The sequence below is a fragment of the Nonomuraea sp. NPDC005692 genome (genome assembly GCF_040631115.1).
In the GTDB taxonomy this organism is placed as follows: domain Bacteria; phylum Actinomycetota; class Actinomycetes; order Streptosporangiales; family Streptosporangiaceae; genus Nonomuraea.
The window spans coordinates 235295-251601 of record NZ_JBEXYU010000002.1 but is presented as its reverse complement, the minus strand read 5'-3'; the positions used below and the strand labels follow the sequence as shown (position 1 = coordinate 251601).

The window sequence follows — 16307 nt, the reverse complement described above, 5'->3', positions numbered from 1 at the left end:
GATTCTTGCGAGTTCCGGGGTTGTCCCGCAAGGGCTCGCGCGCAATGACGCACACGGCTCACCCGTTCAGGGGAGCTCGGGACTGCCCCAGTTGTGGCTGAGATGCGCCGCGACGGCCGCCCGCGCCGCCTCCACCGGGCCCGCCGCGATGGCGTCGAGCAGCTCGCGGTGCTCGCGGATCAGGACCTCCCGGTCGCGGTAGACCTGGCGCAGACGCACCATGCCGAGCCTGGTCTCGGCGGCGAGCGTGGCGTAGAGGCGTTCGAGCCGCCGGCTGCCGGCCGCCTCGATCAGCGCCTCGTGCAGGGCCATGTGCTCGGCCACGGTCGCCGACCACGGCGCGTCGGCCGGCAGCGCCTCCCACCTGAGCAGCGCGGCCTCGGCGTCGGGCACCCGGCGGCCGGCCACGGCCTGGGCCATCAGGTCCTCCAGGGGGCGGCGCACGTACATGAGGTCCTGGAGGTCCGAGATCGTCACCTCGGGGACATAGGCGCTGCGGTTGCGCTCCCGCCTGAGCAGTCCCTCGTGCACCAGGCCGGCCAGCGCCTCGCGCACGGTCGGCCTGGCCACGCCGTACGACGCGGCGATCTCCTGCTCGGGCAGCGGCGTGCCCGGCGCGATCTCGCCGGAGAGCACCCGGGTGCGCAGGGCGTCGGCGAGCGCGCCGACCGTGGAGACGGGTTTGAGGGGCAACATCACGGCTGTGATGCTAGTGCCGTTTCCCCGTCGCGCTCCCTGCCCTGCTCCCTGGCCCGGCCCCTGCCGCGTTCCGGCACGGCCACCGCCACCAGCCCGAGCACCAGCATCACCAGCCCGGCGACCGAGAGCGGGGACAGCCGCTCGCCCAGCACCAGCAGGCCCAGCAGCGCGGCGACGGCCGGCTCGGCCAGCGCCAGCGTCGAGGCCGTGGCGACCGGCGTGGTGCGCAGGCCGCGCCCGTACAGGATGTAGGACAGCGCGGTGGTGCCCAGGCCCAGGTAGAGCACGGCGAGCAGCCCGCGCGGCTCCCCCAGCCAGCCGACGCCGTTGACCAGCAGCACCGGCAGCATGACCAGGGCGGCACCGCCGAACATCACCCCCATCACGGCGTCCGACTCGGCCCCCTTCTCGATGGCCCTGGCCGCCGAGACCGCGTAGAAGGCGTAGAGCAGGCCGCCGAGCAGCGCGAACAGCACGCCCGAGACCATCTGGCCGCCCGCCTGCGCGCCGCCGCCGACGATCAGCGCCGCGCAGCCGCCGACCGCCGCCGTGGTCGCCAGCGCCCATCGCCCGCTCGGCCGCCGTCCGTGCAGCGCCCAGGACAGCAGGCCCGTGAACACGGGCCCGCTGCCGATCGCGACCACCGTGCCGATGGCCACGCCCGTACGCCCGACCGCCGCGAAGAAGCACAACTGGTACGCCGCCACCGCCAGGGCCGCCGGCACCAGCCCCGGCCGGAACGCCCGCCGGACGCCGGCCCGCGCGAGCAGGCCGAGCGCGGCGCCGCCGATGACCAGCCGGGCGGCGGCCAGGGCGACCGAGTCGGCCGAGACCAGCAGCCCCGCCGTGCCCGCGGTGCCCCAGAGCGCGGAGGCGCCCACGACGGCGAGAGGTCCGTTCTTCATGCCTCCATTGTCAGACAATTAGACAATTTCGTCCAGCAGGTCGTCCAGCATGCGGTCAGCGGGGGCGGCGACGTCGCCCGCGTAGTCGTCCAGGACGGCGAGCGCGGCGTGCACGTTCGGCAGGCTTCTGCGCGGCAGCTCCAGCAGCGGCTCGCCCTCCGCAGTGATCCCGCCCTCCACGTGGAAGGCGTCGCCGGAGACGGTGAGGGACACCTCGAAGCGCACCTCGCGGCCGTCGGGGAGGACGAAGTCGGCGCCCGTGCGCACTCCAGAGGGCGGGACGAAACAGGAGAACGGACGGCTGCGCACGAAGGGGTGGCGTAAGCCGGCGAGGATCTCGGCCGCCCTGCTCAGGGCCGCCAGCAGCCCGGCCGCGGCCCGGCTCTCGCTGTCCACCCGAAAAAGGGTAGTTCACCCCGCCACCACGTGACCAGCCAACCCGATCACCTGGCCCCCCGCGGCGGGTCAGGCCGGGCCAGTCAGTCGGTGGCGAGGCGGGCGTGGCGTTCGACGTCGAGGCGCACGCCCTCGTAGCAGAGCTTGCCGCGCTCGATGCCCTCCGCCCGGAACCCCGCCTTGGTCGCCACCCGGCACGAGGCCGGGTTGTCCGTGCGGTGCCCCAGCTCCAGCCGGAACAGCCCGCGCTCGCCGAACGCCCACCGGGCCAGCTCCTCGGTGGCCGCCGTCGCGATCCCGAGCCCCCGGTGTGCGGGCAGGACCCAGTAGGACACCCACCCGGTGTCGTGGGCGTCGATCCCGGCCACGGCCACGTTGCCGACCACCGCGCCGCCCTCGACGGTCACGGCGAACGCGTGCCCGACGCCCGTCCAGGACGTGATCCAGCCCACCGCGTCCTTGAGCGTGACGACGGGGAAGGACGACTGGCGGCGCAGATCGGGCGTACGGAACGCGCTCAGCACGGCCGGGGCGTCGTCCTCGCGCCACTCGCGAAGCCGGATGTCGACGGGGGTCACGCTGCCCGAGACTACCGCCGGCTCACGACGGCGCGATCTGGTGCTCCGCCTCGAACGCGCTGACCAGCGGCCGGGGCGCGGTCAGGCACCACGCCTCGGCCATCAGCTCGAACAGCTCGTCGGCGTCGATCTTGTCGAGGTGGACGACGACCCACCCGAAGCGCCCCGCGGTGAACTGCACCTCGAACACCTCGGGCCGCTCGGCCACCAGCGCCAGCTGCTCCTCGATCGTGGCCTTGACCCCGACGGTCTCGGTCTTCTCCCACAGGTAGCCGAAGCCCTTGCCGTGGACCTTGAAACCGACCCATTCCCCGCCGGGATGCTCGGTCACCTCCGGCAACCCGCGGACCAGGTCAAGGAACTCATCGACGCTCACACCCATGCAGCCTGTCTACCAAACCCGACCGACAACTCCGCCGACTCAGCGGTAGTAGCGGACCTCGATGACGTTGCGGTCCAGGTCGGGGAAGAAGATCGTCTCGGGCGCGATGCCCTGGGCGCCGAAGGAGTTGGAGCCCTTGCCGGTGACCTCGATCCCGTGGTCCTTCAGCCGCACCTGGAGCGCGTCGAAGTCCTCCCTGCTCACCGACAGGCAGAAGTGGTTGATCTGGTGTCCGGCGCTGCCCGTCACCCCCGTGCCCTCCTCCACGCCCTTCGACACCTCGTGCGCCATCAGGTCGATGATCGTCTCGCCGGCGATCCGTACGCTCGGGAACCCCGCTTTGCCCTCGCGGAACTCCTCCCCCCGGACCCCTGGCAGGCCCACCACCTGCTCGTAGAAGCGCAGGGCGGCAAGCTGGTCGGAGACCCAGAGAACGAGATGGTCCAGACGCGCATCCATGTAATAGATCCTCCATTCCCGTCCAATATCCGTTGCGCGCATGCCGCTGTCCAATTGAGGGCCCCCGGGGCGGACGATCGTCCCCTGATCGAAAGGCGTGATTCACGCGGGGTTCCCCTGTCCAGGCGGGCGGCCGGTCCGTCATCATCTGTCCTATGACGGTGACCGTGCGGACCGAGCCGATGCCCTTCGTCGTACGGGCCGCCAGGTTCGTCATGACGCTCCAGGTGGCGTTCGGGCTGGTGGCGATTGTCTCTCTGGGCGCCGCGGCGTTGTCCGTCCTCGCACCCGGCCCGCTCCTGCTGGTCGCGTGGGAGGCGGCGCTCCTCGGGCTGACCGGCTGGCTGCTGGGCCGCTTCGGCACCCGCGCCACGTGGGTGCGCTGGGCGGTCGTCGCCCTGGAACTGCTCGTCGTCACCGATTTCGTGGTACTGCGCCTGATCGACTCCGGCCACCTCGACCCGGTACGGCTGCTCGTCACGATCGCCCTCGGGCCGCTGCCCGTCCTCGTCCTGCTGCTCCTGCCGCCGTCCTGGGGCTGGTTCTCGCAGCGGAAGCGGACGGATGCCGCCTCTTGACAGGAATGGGCGAAGATCGTCCATGATCGGGCATGAACGCGTTGATCCGGGCGGCCCTCGTGGGGGCCGTCGTGGGCCTGGCACAAGCCGTCATCGCCTTCCACGGCCCTGAGGACGCCGCGGGCAACCTGCTGCTGATGTTGTTCGCGCCCCTTCCGGCCGGGATGTTGCTGGCCTGGTACGCCATGTTGCGGAACTGGTGGCTCGTGGCGCTGCTGGGGCATTTCGCCCTGGTCGCGCTGTACGTCGGCCTGACCATGACCGCACCCTTCCCCATCCTCGTCGGCCTCGGCTTTTGGCGGGTCGGCCTGATCACCATGGCCGCCGGAGCCTGCGGCTACGCCGTGGGAGCGGGGTTCGCCCTGCCGCTCGCCACACCGCTACGCGTCTCGGCGATCGGCGTGGCCGCGTCCATGTTCCTGGCGGCCTGGTCGAACCAGGACGTGATCGCGCTCGCCGCCCAGGCGCAGGCCATGGCCGCCCGGGACACCACGAACGTCGTGCCCGACCTGCCCGGTTTCCGGCTGGAGGAGGTGGCCGTCCTCCGCCAGGAGCTCCTCCTCGTGTACCAGCGCTCCCCCGCCAGCGGCGTCGGGGTCGAGATCCGGCCGGCGACCATGACCCCGGAGCAGGCGTGCGACGACGAGGCCGACCTCGAGGACATGGTCTGCGCCGAGGCCGCGCGGGACCTCTGGGTCCTGAAGGACGGCGACACCAGGACCGTGTTCACCGTCCATGGCGACACCCTGGTGGAACTCCACAGCTCGGACGTCCCGGAGAAGCAGTTGCTCGCCGCCGCACGCGCCCTGCGGCCCATCGGCCTCTGGGAGCTGGCCGCGCCCGCGTACGAGCGACAGTGATGCGGCGAGGCAGTCGGAAAGTGCTGGGACATGCTGGATAGGCTGGGGTTCAGCGACGAGGAGGAGGTCGTCTACCTCGAGCTCCTGCGCCGCCGCCGGGTGACGATCCCCGACGTGGGCGAGGCGCTGGACCTGCCGGTGACGGCCGTGACGGCGGCCGTGACACGGCTCGTCGCGTTCGGCCTGGCCAGCCGCGACAACACCGGGTTGTACACGGCCGTGCCCCCCGACGTGGGCCTCGGCACGCTGATCGCCGAGCGCCAGGCCGCGCTGCAGCAGGTGCAGGGCAGGCTGGCCGAGCTGGTGGAGGTGTACCGCACGGGCGCGGCCTCGCCCGCGGGCGAGATCGAGGCGCTCACCACGCCGGAACAGCTCGCCACCTGGCTCGGCAACCTGGAACGCGGCGCCCGGCGGGAGGTGCTGGCCTTCTTCCGGCCTCCGTACGTGCTCGACGTCAACCTGGTCGACTCCACCAACGCCCTGGCCACCTACCGCTACGTGTACGAACGCGCCGCGCTGGACGACCCCAGGGCCCCGGCCGAGATCGCCAGGTTCCTGAAGGGCGGCTACGAGATCAGGATCGCCGTCGAGCTGCCCAGCAAGATGATCATCGTGGACCGGGAGGTCGTGCTCCTGCCCGTCCTGCCCGACCAGACGAGCGTGGAACCGGGCTTCCTCCTGGTCAGGGGGCAGTCCCTGGTCCATCTTCTGGTGGAGTTGTTCGAGCGGGTGTGGCAGGCGGCGACCCCGCTGCGGCTCACCGCCACGAGCGTGACCGAAGGGGTCGCGGCCTGGGACGACACCGATGTGACGCTGATGACGTACCTGCTGTCCGGGATGCCGGACAAGACGGTCGCCAGCCGGCTCGGCACCAGCGAGCGCACCGTCCAGCGCCGGATCCGGCGGCTGATGAAGCTGGCCGGGACCGACAGCCGCATGCAGCTCGCCTGGTACGCGGCCCGGTCCGGCATGATCCCGTTGTGAGGGGCGCCCCCGCCGGGGACGCCCCTCACCTGGACCTATCGGCGTAGCTGGTACGCGCGGGTCACGGTCTGCTCGACGGTGCCGCCGTCGGCGTCGGTGGCCTGCACGCGCAGCGAGACGAACCCGCCGGGCTTCGCCGGGTTCCTGATCGTGCCGGTGAAGGCCCGCTCACCGGCACCGGCGAGCCGCACGGGCTGCCAGGTGGCGCCGTCGTCGGCGGAGGTCCACAGGGCGGCCCGGGTGATGCGCGGCCCCGCCAGGCCCTTGGGGTAGCGCAGGCCGAGGCCGACGCGGGTGGGGGCGTTCGCGCGGGCGCTGTTGGCCTCGTCCACGTCGAGGTCGTAGTCGATCGACAGGACCGGCAGCAGGGCGGAGGTGGCCGCCTGCTCCGAGTGGAACGTCCAGTCGGTGCGCACCTTGGTGGAGGTCGTCCAGAAAGGCTGGTCCCGCTGCACGTCGGTCACCACGCGGTACTGGGCGCGTTCCGGAACCACCGGGAAGGCGACGGCCGCCGACGGCGCGGTGCCCAGCAACTCGCCGTCGCGGTAGACCGTCGACTGCTCCTTGTCGGCGGAGGCGCGGAACAGGTACGTCTGGCCGGGCGCGGTGTCGAACAGCCCGCCCGCGAGGAGCACGCCGGTCGCGCCGTCGCGGAACGCCGACTTGTCCACCGTGGCCGGCAGCGCCGTGCGGACCACCGCCTTGTTCCAGTCGCGCGACACCCGCTGACCGGCCTTGAGCACGGACGGCGCGGTCTGCTGCCACGCCTGGCCGCCCTCCCAGACCGAGCCCACCTGCATCGCCTCCCAGGTCCGCAGGTCGGCCGTGACGTACTCGGTGAGGGGCCGTGGCATGATCAGCCGGGTGAAGACCGCGTAGGCCATGCTCTGCATCGGCGAGACCAGCAGCCGGACGTACCCGGCCTCCGTGGCCGGCGCCGACGCGTGGAACGACGACTGCACGGTGGCCAGCTCGCCGTCGCGCACCTTGTACCGCTGGTCCGCCGGGACGCCGCCGTTCCGGTACTTGACCAGCTCGTAGGCGTACGGGCTCACCGCCGTACCCGTGAGCCGGACCTGCAGCCTGCCCCGGCCCGCCGCCGCGGCCAGCCGGGCGCCCTGCTCACCCGCGAGCGTCATCGCCGGGATCCTGGTCGGCGACGTGCTCCAGTTCTCGGCGCCCCAGTTGTCGGGCTTGTCGTTGTAGACGATGACCGCGCCCGCGCCCGCGGCGGCCGCGTTGTCGACCTGCTGCTGCGGCGTGAGCTCGGCGCTGCGCTTGACCAGCGCGAGCCGCCCCCGGACCGCCTGCCCCGCGTAGTCCTCGGGACGGCCGGTCCCGGCGTCCGCGGCCCGCATGACCTGGGTGCCGTCGATGCGCGCGGAGCCGGCCCGGCCCCGGAAGTACGCCGGCTCGATCGGCTCGGCCCCGGCGCCGAGGATCTGCGCCTTCAGCTCCGGCGCGGTGAGCGACCAGCCGACCCGGGACTCGAAGCGGCTGCTCGTGCCCTGGGACGGGACGGAGTACACCTTCGTCTCGCCGTTCATCCACTGTTCGAGGCCGTAGGCGTTGGTGCCGGCCGCGCTCTGGATCGCCAGGCCGAGCCGGACCCTGTTCGTCTGGTTCGGCTTCGGGGTGTCCATGGTGACCGGTCCGGCCTTGGCGCCGTCGAACGTGATGGTCCGGTCGGAGTCGATGACCGCGCCCGGCTCGGCGCCGTAGGTGTACTCCCAGACCCGGTTCCCCTCGGCGGCGTAGTGGAAGATCTCCGCCATGAAGGCGTGCTCGCCCCGGGGCAGCCGGACCTTGGCGGTGCCGTCCGCGCCGATCAGGTAGCTGTCCGGAAGGCCCAGCCTGTCGAGGTTGATGTCGTGCACGACGGCGGCGCCGGTGGTCGGCTTGCCGTCCCGGTCGAGCACCTTGAGGGTGACGTCGAAGCGCTCCACGTCCCGGACGAAGCCGACGGCCGTGGTCACGACCGTCTGGCCGTCGGCGGTGGTCGCGGTGACGTGCGCGCCGTGCGCCCCGGCCGGCACGGCCGAGGTGTCGACGGTGACGGCCGCCGACGCGGTGCCGTGCGCCGGCACGGTCACCGTCTGGGCGCCCAGGGTCAGCGCCGCGGCCGGCAGGTCCTCGCCCGCGCCCTTGGCGGCGAGCGTCAGGGTGACGGGCTGGTCGCCATCGTTGACGTACTCGATCTGCTTGGTGGCCGGCTCTCCGGCGTCCCAGTCGGCGAGCCTGAAGTCGATCACACCGGAGCCCGAGACGGGCTGGCGTACGGCGCGGCTCACGTCCACGCGGCCGGCGCCCTGGCTGTGCACGGGGGTGCCGGCCGTCGTCCGCGCCGTGCTGACGAGCTGGTTCTTCAGCCTCGCGGCGGTCCAGTCGGGGTGCCGCTGCGCGAGGATCGCGGCGGCGCCCGCCACGTGCGGCGTGGCCATGGACGTGCCGCTCGCCGTGGTGTACGTGCCGTCGACCGGCGTGCCCATCGAGGTGCCCGCGGCGCGGGCGGCCACGATCTTGAAGCCGGGAGCGGTGATCTCCGGCTTGAGCGCCCCGTCGCCGCCGCGGGGACCGCGGCTGGAGAAGTCGGTGATCGCGTCCGCCGAATCGACCGCGCCGACGGTGAGCGCCGCCTCGGCCGCGCCGGGCGAGCCCACCGTGGTCGCCCCCGGGCCGCTGTTGCCCGCGGCGATGGTGAACAGCACGCCCGTCTCGGCGGTCAGCTCGTTGACCGCCACGGCCATCGGGTCGGTGCCGTCGGCGCCCTCCTGGCCGCCCAGGCTCATCGAGACGACCTTCGCACCCGAGTGGGCCGCCCAGTTCATCCCGTCGAGGATCCACGACTCCATGCCGGCGCCCTCGTCGGCCAGCACCTTGCCCACGATCAGCCGGGCGCCGGGCGCCACGCCCTTGTACTTGCCGTCCGAGCCCGCGCCGCTGCCCGCGATCGTGGAGGCGACGTGCGTGCCGTGCCCGTGGCCGTCCTGCGCCGTCTGGCCGGGGACGAAGCTGCGGCTCTCCGCGATCCGGTCGGCCAGGTCGGGGTGGTTCGCGTCCACGCCGGTGTCCAGGACGGCGACCTTGACGCCGGTTCCGTCGTAACCGGCGGCCCATGCCTCGGGGGCGCCGATCTGCGGCACGCTCTTGTCGAGCAGCGTCTTGACCTTGCCGTCCAGCCAGAGCTTCTCGATGCCGCCGGAGAGCCGGGCCTTGGGCGTCCCCGCCTTGGCGGTGTCGTCGTCGACGGCCTCCCAGAACGCGCCGCCGCGCTTCTTGTCCGCGGCGACGGCCGCGCCCCGGATGCCGGGCAGGGACCGGGTGACCCGGCCGCCGTCGGGTGGACCGGCCTTCGCCAGGCCCTTGCCGGTGTACCGCACGATGGTCGGGATCGACTCGCTGTGGGCGTCGTCGTACCCCTGGGCGATGAGCTGGGTGACGTTGAACAGCCGCTTGTCCACCTGGCCCGAGGCGACCAGCGGCGCGGCCTCGTTCGGCAGCACGTACACGTCGGTGCCGACCGTGTAGGTGCGCAGGTCGCCGGCCGACCGCCGGCCGGGGGTGACGGTGACCGAGACGGGACGGCCGGCCTGGCTGGCCACGACGACCTCGTCCCCGGTGATGAGGGTGACCCGCGCGGTGGTGACCGACGACGCCGGTACGCCGGTGACACCGGCGGCGGGGGCCGTCGCGTCACCGTAGGCGCTTCCGGTGCCGGCCGCGACGAGCGTGGCGGCGAGGGCGGCGCTGAGCAGCGCCGCTCTACGACTGAATGGCATGGCGGTGGCTCTCTTTCTACCGGTTGGGGGGTTGCGCAACCGGCAGAACAAAGTTTTGCCAGAAAGGGACGTACACACCATGACTAGGGCATGGCGGACAACCGACATGTCAGGTCGTCGCCACCGGCCGGGTCAGCGACGGTTGTCAAGGCTTGAGGTCGCGGGCGGTTCCGGCCGCGACAGCGCCCAGCTTGTCGGGGTTGGCGACGTTGTGGACGGCGGTGATGTGCCCCTCGGCGTCGAAGTCGAAGGTCACGGTGGCGACGACCCGGCCCTGACCGCTGAACACCACGCCGGGGCCGCCGTTGATCTCGGCGAGCTCGGCCCTCATGTCGCCCGGCTCGACGCCCTGGTAGGCGACCGTGCCGATCGCGGCGAACCACGCGGCCACCGTCTTCGCGCCCACGACCGGGCGCAGCGCCTGGCGCACCTTCCCGCCCCCGTCGGTCCACAGGGTGACGTCGGGGGACAGCAGTTCCATGAGCGTGTTGATGTCGCCACCGGTCGCGGCGGCCAGGAAACGCCGCGTGACGTCTCGCTGCCGCGTCCGGTCGGCCGTGAAGCGCGGCCGCCGGGCCTGCACGTGCTCCCGCGCCCGATGCGCGACCTGGCGCACCGCCGCCTCGGAACGCTCCACCGCCTCGGCGATCTCGGCGTGGCTGAAGCCGAAGACCTCCTTGAGCACGAACACCGCGCGTTCGAGCGGGCTCAGCGTCTCCAGGACCACCAGCATCGCCGTCGAGACCGAATCGGCGCCCGCGACGTCGTCGGCGGTGTCGCCGCTGGTCAGGATCGGCTCCGGCAACCACGGCCCCACGTACGTCTCGCGCTGGTACTGCGTCGACCGCAGCCGCTGCAGGGCCACGTTCGACACGATCCGCGCCAGGTAGGCCTTGGGATCGGCCACCTGCGAACGGTCGTCGGACGACCACCTGATCCAGGCGTCCTGGACCGCGTCCTCGGCGTCGGCCGCCGAGCCGAGCACGCGGTAGGCCACCGAGAACAGCAGCCTGCGATGCTGGTCGAAGACCTGCTGGTCCTGCTCCGAGTACGCGTGGCTCATCGCCCGGCGCCGATCCGGGTGAACCGGCCGCCGCGCGGCCAGAGCGCGCCGGAGACCGGCATCTTCTTCATGCGGACGTACGTCGGCCAGGGTGCTGCAGTCACCGTCTCCTTATACCGTGCGGCCGTGCGACCGGTGAGATACACCCTGCGCGGGCTGTCGTCGGGGTGGGTGAACTGCACGACCCCGTCGTTGCGGCCGAGGCTCACCGGGGTGTGGTAGTAGCCGAAGCGGAACGGCTTGAGCCGCCGGCCGTCCAGGGCGCGCAGGATCGACACCGCGGCGTGCACGCCGGTCGGCATGCCGCTCTGGCAGGTGCCGTGCATGACGCCGTAACCCTGGCGGATCGCGGCGGCGTCGCCGAGGGCGTACACGTCCGGGTGCGACACCGAGCGCAGGAAGGCGTCGGTGACGATCCGGCCGCGGTCGTCCACGGTGAGCCCGGCGGCCGCCGCCAGCGGCGGGACCCGCGTGCCGCTCGTCCACAGGACGACGTCGGCGGCGACGCTCTCCGCGTCCTGTCCGCACACCACCTCGACCGACCCGGGCAGCACCTTCGTGACCTCGACGCCGCTGCGCACCCGGACGCCCAGCCGGGCCAGCGCCTTGCGCATGTACTCCCTCGGCCCGGCCGCCATGGCCGCGCCGGGCTCCTGCCTGCCGAGCAGCACGACGTCCAGCTCGGGGTGGCGCTCGGCGATCTCGGCGGCCGACTCGACGCCGGTCAGCCCGCTGCCGCAGACGGCCACCGTCCCACGGCCCAGCCGGGCCAGCCGGGCGGCCAGCGCCTCGGCGTCCGGCACGCTGTCCAGCGTGTACGCGTGCTCCTCCACCCCCGGCACCGTCACCGAGTCGGCCACGCTGCCCAGCCCGTACACCAGGGTGTCGTAGTGCAGGACGCGGTCGTCGTCGATCCGCACGCTCCTGGCCCGCACGTCCACGGCCGTCACCCAGCCCCGCACGAACCGGGCCCCGGTGCCCTCCAGCAGCTCCGGGATGCGCATCTCGGCGACCTGCTGCCCGCTCGCCACGACGTGCATCCGCAACCGCTCGGTGAACCGCTCCTGCGGATTGACCAGGGTCACCCGGACGTCCGCCCGCCCCTTGGTCCGCGCCGCGAGCTGAATCGCGGCCGCCATCCCCGCATACCCCGCCCCCAGCACCAGGACGTGGTGCGGAGCCTTGCCGTTCTCGCGCTGTGTGGTCATCGTCGTGCCTTTCGTACGGTGCGTCTGACCACGTGATGCGAGACCCCACCCCATCCGTGACACGGCTCCACTGTGATCCGCGCCACAGCCCGGCCGAGAACCAAGCCGGTCCCGGCGGCATCCAACGGTTCATGATCGGCTTGACGCTCTCCCTGCTGCTGGCCCTGTCACCGGCGGCCGTGACCGAGATTCCGAAGAACTTCCTGTTCACCGAGCGTGCCGCGCGTGTGCCGCTGAGCCAGGACGACGCCGCCGAGCAGGGATACAAGATCAGCGACAGGCTTACAGCGCCCTTCGAGCTGAACCCGTGCCGGCATCGGCGCGCCGTCGACCGCGGCCGGACGGCCGCCCGCACGATCACCTACTGGAGCACCGCGCCCAGCAGGTCGGCCGAGCAGCTCGTCCTCTACAAGAGCCCGCGGGCCGCCCGTGCCGCGCTCGCCGGCCTGCGCGCCGAGGCCGGGCGGTGCGCGCGCAAGGGTGACCCGTCGGTGCCCACGCTCGAGATCCAGTGGCGGACGACCAAGGTGAAGGCGGGGGACGAGGCCCTGGGCATGGGCTACCGGACCCGGCAGGCCGGCAACGTGGACCGGACGATCACGGGGGTCGTCGCACGCAGGGGCAGCGCGCTGATCGTCTACCGGACCGACGACGGAGACTACGACCCCGGCCGGCTCACCAAGAACGCCAGGAAGATGGCCGTCAAGGTCTGCGGCCTGCCCGGCGTCTGCTAGCCCGCCCGCCGCGACGACAACCGGTCCAGCAGGACCGGGACGACCGTGAGCGCCGCCAGCCCCGCCCCGATCCACGGGACGGCGGTGACCCCCGCCCCCGCGTCCAGCGCGGCGGCGGCCAGCACCGGCACGAGGCTGATGCCCAGCTGGAAGGCCGAGACGGTGGTGGCCCCGGCGAGCGTCGGCGCCGCCGACGCGATGGCGAACACCCGCCCGTAGATGGCCGGGTTCAGCACGAACCCGGCGACGCCGAGCAGCAGCACCAGCGGCACGACGGCCGGGACGTGCCGCCCGAGCACGGCCAGCAGCACGGAGCAGGCCGCGATCCCGAGCGCCCCCGCCAGGAGCGCGTGGGTGGGCAGCCGGTCGGCGATGCGGCCCCCGACCGACAGTCCGGCGAAGGCCCCCACGCCGAACAGCGTCAGGATCACCGGCACCCAGACCCCGGGCACGCCCGTGACCTCCGTCAGGAACGCCGCCAGGTAGTTGTAGGAGATCATGTAGGCCGCGGTGCTCAGCAGGGTGACGGCGTACACGATCCACAGCTGGGGCCGGCGCATCGTGCGGAGCTCGCCGCGGATGCTCGCCTGCCCGTGCCCGCCGGTGGCGGGCAGCGCGACGAGCGTCAGGACGGCGCCGGCGACGGTGAGGGCGGTCACGGCCCAGAACCCGCCGCGCCACCCGGTGAAGTAGCTGATCATCGCGCCGGCAGGCCCGCCGGCGATCATCGCCAGGCTCAGCCCGCTGACGACCACCCCGGACGCGCGGGCGGTGCGGTCCGCCGGGACCAGCCCGATCGCGGTGACCGCCGCCACCGCCCAGAACCCCGCGTACGCCAGACCGGAGAGAAAGCGCGTGACCAGGAGCACCGGATAGCTGTCGGTGAGGATGCCGATCGCCACGCAGGCGGCGAAGGCCGCCTGGGCGACCACCAGCGTCGTCCGGCGCGGCCAGCGGAGGGTCATGATGGCCAGCGGCGGCCCGCCGATCACGACCCCCGCCGCGAACGCCGAGATCAGCCCGCCGGCGGAGGCCAGCGTGATCCGCAGGTCCGCGGCGACGGCCGGCAGGACGCCGGCGAGCAGGAACTCCGCGCTGCCCATCGAGAACAGGCTGAAGGACAGCAGGTAGACCCCCAGCGGCAGCCTGCCACGGGCGGCCGCCGGCCGCCCGGTGGCCGTGGCGCTCATCGGTCCACCCCCGCCTCGCGCAGGGCCGCGGTGAGGTATTCGTCCAGTACGTGCCGGGGAGCGGCTCCCGTCCAGGAACCGGCGGGCCGGCCACCGGCGTACACGACGAAGGCGGGGACGGCGGTGATGCCGTGCCGGGCGGCCAGGCCGGGCTGGTCGTCCAGGTCGGCCCGGACGACGTCCACCTCGCCAGCGCGGTCGGCCGCCAGGCTCTCCACGATCGGGGTGACCATCTGGCACGGACGGCACCAGGCCGCCCAGAACTGGATCAGGACCGGACGTTCCGCCTGGAGGACGCGTTCGGTGAAGTTCTGCTCGGTGACGCTGCGCACCGAGCCGGGAACATGCGCGGGCATGACGAAGTCTCCTTGCGTGTGGGGGTCAGCGAGCCGGGACGGACGTCGCGCGGCGCCGCTCGACGGCGTCCCGGACCTCTTCGTCCACCAGGTCGGCGTTGACGGCGAACGCTGCGGCCGAACCCATCCCCGCCGCCGTGACGACCTGCGCGCGCGGGTCGACGACGTTGCCCGCCGCCCAGACCCCGGGCACGCTGGTCCGTCCCGTCCGGTCGGTGACGACCCAGCCGGCGTCGTCCTTGGCACAACCCAGAAGGGTGAGCACCTGGTCCTGCGGCACCATGCGCGGGAACAGGAACACGGCGGCGCGCGGCAGCACCCGCCCGTCGGCGAGCTCGACGCCGCGCAACCGTCCGTCCTCGACGACGAGGTGGTCGATCGGGCCCTCGACGATGCGCACGCCGCGGGCCTCCAGACGGTCGCGGTCCTCCGGCGTCAGGTCGAGGGTGTGGGTCAGGAAGACGACGTCGTCACTCCACTGGCGCAGGAGCAGGGCCTGGTGGACCGCCCCCGGATGCGTGCCGAGCACCGCCAGCGCCTGGTCGCCGACCTCGTGGCCGTGGCAGTAGGGGCAGTGCAGGACGTCCTTGCCCCACCGCTCCCGCACGCCGGGGATGGCGGGCAGCTCGTCGTACAGGCCGGTGGCGACCAGGAGGCGGCGGGCGCCGAGCACCGGGCCGCCCTCCAGCCGCACGGCGAAGCCCGGTTCGACCTCCGCCACCCGCCCCCGGACGAGACGCACGCCGTACCGGTCGATCTCGGCCCGTCCGAGCTCCAGCAGGGTCGCGGGCGGCAGGCCGTCGCGGGACAGGAAGCCGTGCATGTGCGCGGCCGGGGCGTTGCGCGGCGCGCCCGCGTCGACCACGACCACCTTGCGCCGCGCGCGCCCGAGGAGCAGGGCCGCGCTCAGTCCGGCCGCCCCCGCGCCGACCACCACCACGTCGCACTCGGTGTTCTTGCTGTTCATCGCCGTAGTCATGACGATCACCTCCGGTCCCGATGGTGCGGTCCGGCACGCGGAGATGACAACTTCTGTTGCCATTTCTGGGAAATCGGCGGTGGAATGGGCCTCATGGAGCAGCAATCCCGGATCGACGCCACGCTGGCCCAGGTCGGCGCCCGGCTCAGACACCTCCGCACCCAGCGCGGCGTGACCCTGTCGGCCCTGGCCGAGGCCACCGGCATCTCCAAGAGCACGCTCTCGCGGCTGGAGTCGGGGCAGCGCCGGCCCAGCCTGGAGCTGCTGCTACCGATCGCGGAGGCGCACCAGGTGCCGCTGGACGAGCTGGTCGGCGCGCCGGAGGTCGGCGACCCGCGGGTCCGCCTCAAGCCGGTGGTCCGCAACGGCCGGACCGTGCTGCCCCTGACCGTCCAGCCCGGCCCGCTGCAGGCGTGGAAGTCGGTCATCCCCGCCGACCAGAACCAGCCGCAGCTCGTCACGCACGAGGGTTACGAGTGGATGTACGTGCTCTCGGGGCGCGTCCGCCTGATCGTGGGCGACCACGACCTGGTCATGGGGCCCGGCGAGGCCGCCGAGTTCGACACCCACCTGCCCCACTGGTTCGGCCCCGCGGGCGATCGTCCGGTGGAGGTGCTCAACCTGTTCGGACGGCAGGGCGAACGCATGCACATGCGCGCCCAGCCCCGCCCCCGGCAGCCGTCCTAGAAGTGTTCGGTCACTGGCTGGTGCAGCGGGTGGGCCGCACGACGATGACCACCCTGCGCTCGGCGTCGCCGACGGGCCGTTCGTAGTCGAGGCCGTAACGCCTGGCCAGCACGTCGAAGAAGTCACCCTGGGGGTCGGGTTCGACCCGCTCGACCGTCCCCCGGACCTCCAGGTAGCGGTACGGCTGCTCGGGATCGTTGACCGAGACGGCCACGTGCGGGCGGGCGCTCGCGTTGCGCCCCTTCTGCCGGTCGCTCGTGGTGGTGAAGCGCAGGAACTCGCCGTCCCAGACGGTCCACACGGGCGTCACCTGCGGGGTGCCGTCGGGCATCAACGTCGCCAGATGGACGTACAGGGGGCGGGTCAGCAGGTCGAGATGGCTCTCCGGGATCACAGACATGCCCGGAACACTATCAAAGCTTTTATACCTATAAGAGCTTTTAGTGCCTGCCGACTTGTAGGCTCCCTGC

General features: G+C 72.7%; 18 protein-coding genes. 5 read left to right on the top strand and 13 right to left on the bottom strand.

The features are described from left to right. Positions 1 to 66: 66 nt before the first annotated feature. The 6 genes from ABZ459_RS06025 to ABZ459_RS06000 all read right to left on the bottom strand — a co-directional run bounded on the left by ABZ459_RS06025 (position 67) and on the right by ABZ459_RS06000 (position 3419). Complete coding sequence (locus tag ABZ459_RS06025) at positions 67 to 696, bottom strand: GntR family transcriptional regulator (protein ID WP_357967444.1); 630 nt, start codon at positions 694 to 696, stop codon at positions 67 to 69. After that, positions 696 to 1604, bottom strand: a complete 909-nt coding sequence (locus ABZ459_RS06020) for an EamA family transporter (RefSeq protein WP_357966447.1) — start codon at positions 1602 to 1604, stop codon at positions 696 to 698. Before ABZ459_RS06020 ends, ABZ459_RS06025 begins: the two co-directional genes overlap by 1 nt. An 18-nt stretch (positions 1605 to 1622) precedes the next feature. Then, positions 1623 to 2000, bottom strand: a complete 378-nt coding sequence (locus tag ABZ459_RS06015) for a hypothetical protein (protein ID WP_357966444.1) — start codon at positions 1998 to 2000, stop codon at positions 1623 to 1625. 83 nt (positions 2001 to 2083) lie between these two features. Further along, positions 2084 to 2578: a GNAT family N-acetyltransferase gene (locus tag ABZ459_RS06010; protein ID WP_357966442.1), complete on the bottom strand. Its 495-nt coding sequence runs from the start codon at positions 2576 to 2578 to the stop codon at positions 2084 to 2086. A 22-nt stretch (positions 2579 to 2600) separates the two neighbouring features. Continuing rightward, positions 2601 to 2960, bottom strand: coding sequence for an MmcQ/YjbR family DNA-binding protein (locus ABZ459_RS06005; protein ID WP_357966439.1), 360 nt, complete (start codon positions 2958 to 2960; stop codon positions 2601 to 2603). Between the two features lie 39 nt (positions 2961 to 2999). After that, a complete protein-coding gene (locus ABZ459_RS06000) occupies positions 3000 to 3419 on the bottom strand; it encodes a VOC family protein (protein ID WP_357966436.1) in 420 nt (139 codons plus the stop codon). A 155-nt stretch (positions 3420 to 3574) separates the two neighbouring features. Here ABZ459_RS06000 and ABZ459_RS05995 point away from each other — a divergent pair, with 155 nt between their 5' ends. From ABZ459_RS05995 to ABZ459_RS05985, 3 genes are read left to right on the top strand one after another with little or no spacing between them, the layout of a single operon-like run. Then, on the top strand, positions 3575 to 3997 hold the full coding sequence (locus ABZ459_RS05995) for a hypothetical protein (protein WP_357966433.1): 423 nt from the start codon (positions 3575 to 3577) through the stop codon (positions 3995 to 3997). 32 nt (positions 3998 to 4029) lie between these two features. Beyond that, the gene (locus tag ABZ459_RS05990) at positions 4030 to 4857 is read left to right on the top strand and encodes a hypothetical protein (RefSeq protein ID WP_357966431.1); all 828 of its coding nucleotides are present in this window, start codon (positions 4030 to 4032) and stop codon (positions 4855 to 4857) included. 30 nt (positions 4858 to 4887) lie between these two features. Further along, positions 4888 to 5841 carry a helix-turn-helix domain-containing protein gene (locus tag ABZ459_RS05985; protein ID WP_357966428.1) on the top strand — a complete coding sequence of 318 codons (954 nt, stop codon included), beginning with the start codon at positions 4888 to 4890 and terminating at the stop codon, positions 5839 to 5841. 35 nt (positions 5842 to 5876) lie between these two features. On the opposite strand, the gene ABZ459_RS05980 is transcribed toward ABZ459_RS05985, so the two are convergent. The 3 genes from ABZ459_RS05980 to ABZ459_RS05970 form a co-directional block, all read right to left on the bottom strand. After that, entirely contained in the window at positions 5877 to 9620 is a 3744-nt protein-coding gene (locus ABZ459_RS05980) for a S8 family serine peptidase (protein ID WP_357966426.1), read from the bottom strand. 145 nt (positions 9621 to 9765) lie between these two features. Further along, complete coding sequence (locus tag ABZ459_RS05975) at positions 9766 to 10683, bottom strand: RNA polymerase sigma-70 factor (protein WP_357966423.1); 918 nt, start codon at positions 10681 to 10683, stop codon at positions 9766 to 9768. After that, a complete protein-coding gene (locus ABZ459_RS05970) occupies positions 10680 to 11891 on the bottom strand; it encodes an FAD-dependent oxidoreductase (RefSeq protein ID WP_357966420.1) in 1212 nt (403 codons plus the stop codon). The genes ABZ459_RS05975 and ABZ459_RS05970 overlap by 4 nt, the downstream gene beginning before the upstream one ends. Before the next feature lie 131 nt (positions 11892 to 12022). On the opposite strand from ABZ459_RS05970, the gene ABZ459_RS05965 reads away from it, so the two are divergent. After that, on the top strand, positions 12023 to 12625 hold the full coding sequence (locus ABZ459_RS05965; protein WP_357966417.1) for a hypothetical protein: 603 nt from the start codon (positions 12023 to 12025) through the stop codon (positions 12623 to 12625). Here the strand turns inward: ABZ459_RS05965 and ABZ459_RS05960 are convergent. The 3 genes from ABZ459_RS05960 to ABZ459_RS05950 are packed head-to-tail and all read right to left on the bottom strand — an operon-like array spanning position 12622 to position 15150. Further along, positions 12622 to 13815 carry an MFS transporter gene (locus ABZ459_RS05960; RefSeq protein WP_357966414.1) on the bottom strand — a complete coding sequence of 398 codons (1194 nt, stop codon included), beginning with the start codon at positions 13813 to 13815 and terminating at the stop codon, positions 12622 to 12624. The genes ABZ459_RS05965 and ABZ459_RS05960 overlap by 4 nt on opposite strands. Beyond that, positions 13812 to 14171 (bottom strand): thioredoxin domain-containing protein, encoded by a 360-nt coding sequence (locus ABZ459_RS05955; RefSeq protein ID WP_357966411.1) that lies wholly within the window; start codon positions 14169 to 14171, stop codon positions 13812 to 13814. Before ABZ459_RS05955 ends, ABZ459_RS05960 begins: the two co-directional genes overlap by 4 nt. A 25-nt stretch (positions 14172 to 14196) precedes the next feature. Then, complete coding sequence (locus ABZ459_RS05950) at positions 14197 to 15150, bottom strand: NAD(P)/FAD-dependent oxidoreductase (protein ID WP_357966408.1); 954 nt, start codon at positions 15148 to 15150, stop codon at positions 14197 to 14199. Positions 15151 to 15243: 93 nt separating this feature from the next. Here ABZ459_RS05950 and ABZ459_RS05945 point away from each other — a divergent pair, with 93 nt between their 5' ends. Further along, entirely contained in the window at positions 15244 to 15837 is a 594-nt protein-coding gene (locus tag ABZ459_RS05945) for an XRE family transcriptional regulator (RefSeq protein ID WP_357966405.1), read from the top strand. Between the two features lie 10 nt (positions 15838 to 15847). On the opposite strand, the gene ABZ459_RS05940 is transcribed toward ABZ459_RS05945, so the two are convergent. Beyond that, a complete protein-coding gene (locus tag ABZ459_RS05940) occupies positions 15848 to 16237 on the bottom strand; it encodes a PPOX class F420-dependent oxidoreductase (protein WP_357966402.1) in 390 nt (129 codons plus the stop codon). Positions 16238 to 16307 lie beyond the last annotated feature (70 nt).

Excerpts from the sequence above, each read along its gene's own strand:
- ABZ459_RS05940 (WP_357966402.1), bottom strand. The coding sequence starts at position 16,237 with ATGTCTGTGATCCCGGAGAGCCATCTCGACCTGCTGACCCGCCCCCTG.
- ABZ459_RS06000 (WP_357966436.1), bottom strand. The coding sequence starts at position 3,419 with ATGGATGCGCGTCTGGACCATCTCGTTCTCTGGGTCTCCGACCAGCTT.
- ABZ459_RS05970 (WP_357966420.1), bottom strand. The coding sequence starts at position 11,891 with ATGACCACACAGCGCGAGAACGGCAAGGCTCCGCACCACGTCCTGGTG.
- ABZ459_RS05995 (WP_357966433.1), top strand. The coding sequence starts at position 3,575 with ATGACGGTGACCGTGCGGACCGAGCCGATGCCCTTCGTCGTACGGGCC.
- ABZ459_RS06025 (WP_357967444.1), bottom strand. The coding sequence starts at position 696 with ATGTTGCCCCTCAAACCCGTCTCCACGGTCGGCGCGCTCGCCGACGCC.
- ABZ459_RS05980 (WP_357966426.1), bottom strand. The coding sequence starts at position 9,620 with ATGCCATTCAGTCGTAGAGCGGCGCTGCTCAGCGCCGCCCTCGCCGCC.
- ABZ459_RS05950 (WP_357966408.1), bottom strand. The coding sequence starts at position 15,150 with ATGACTACGGCGATGAACAGCAAGAACACCGAGTGCGACGTGGTGGTG.
- ABZ459_RS05955 (WP_357966411.1), bottom strand. The coding sequence starts at position 14,171 with ATGCCCGCGCATGTTCCCGGCTCGGTGCGCAGCGTCACCGAGCAGAAC.
- ABZ459_RS05985 (WP_357966428.1), top strand. The coding sequence starts at position 4,888 with ATGCTGGATAGGCTGGGGTTCAGCGACGAGGAGGAGGTCGTCTACCTC.
- ABZ459_RS05945 (WP_357966405.1), top strand. The coding sequence starts at position 15,244 with ATGGAGCAGCAATCCCGGATCGACGCCACGCTGGCCCAGGTCGGCGCC.
- ABZ459_RS05975 (WP_357966423.1), bottom strand. The coding sequence starts at position 10,683 with ATGAGCCACGCGTACTCGGAGCAGGACCAGCAGGTCTTCGACCAGCAT.
- ABZ459_RS05990 (WP_357966431.1), top strand. The coding sequence starts at position 4,030 with ATGAACGCGTTGATCCGGGCGGCCCTCGTGGGGGCCGTCGTGGGCCTG.
- ABZ459_RS06020 (WP_357966447.1), bottom strand. The coding sequence starts at position 1,604 with ATGAAGAACGGACCTCTCGCCGTCGTGGGCGCCTCCGCGCTCTGGGGC.
- ABZ459_RS05960 (WP_357966414.1), bottom strand. The coding sequence starts at position 13,815 with ATGAGCGCCACGGCCACCGGGCGGCCGGCGGCCGCCCGTGGCAGGCTG.
- ABZ459_RS05965 (WP_357966417.1), top strand. The coding sequence starts at position 12,023 with ATGATCGGCTTGACGCTCTCCCTGCTGCTGGCCCTGTCACCGGCGGCC.
- ABZ459_RS06005 (WP_357966439.1), bottom strand. The coding sequence starts at position 2,960 with ATGGGTGTGAGCGTCGATGAGTTCCTTGACCTGGTCCGCGGGTTGCCG.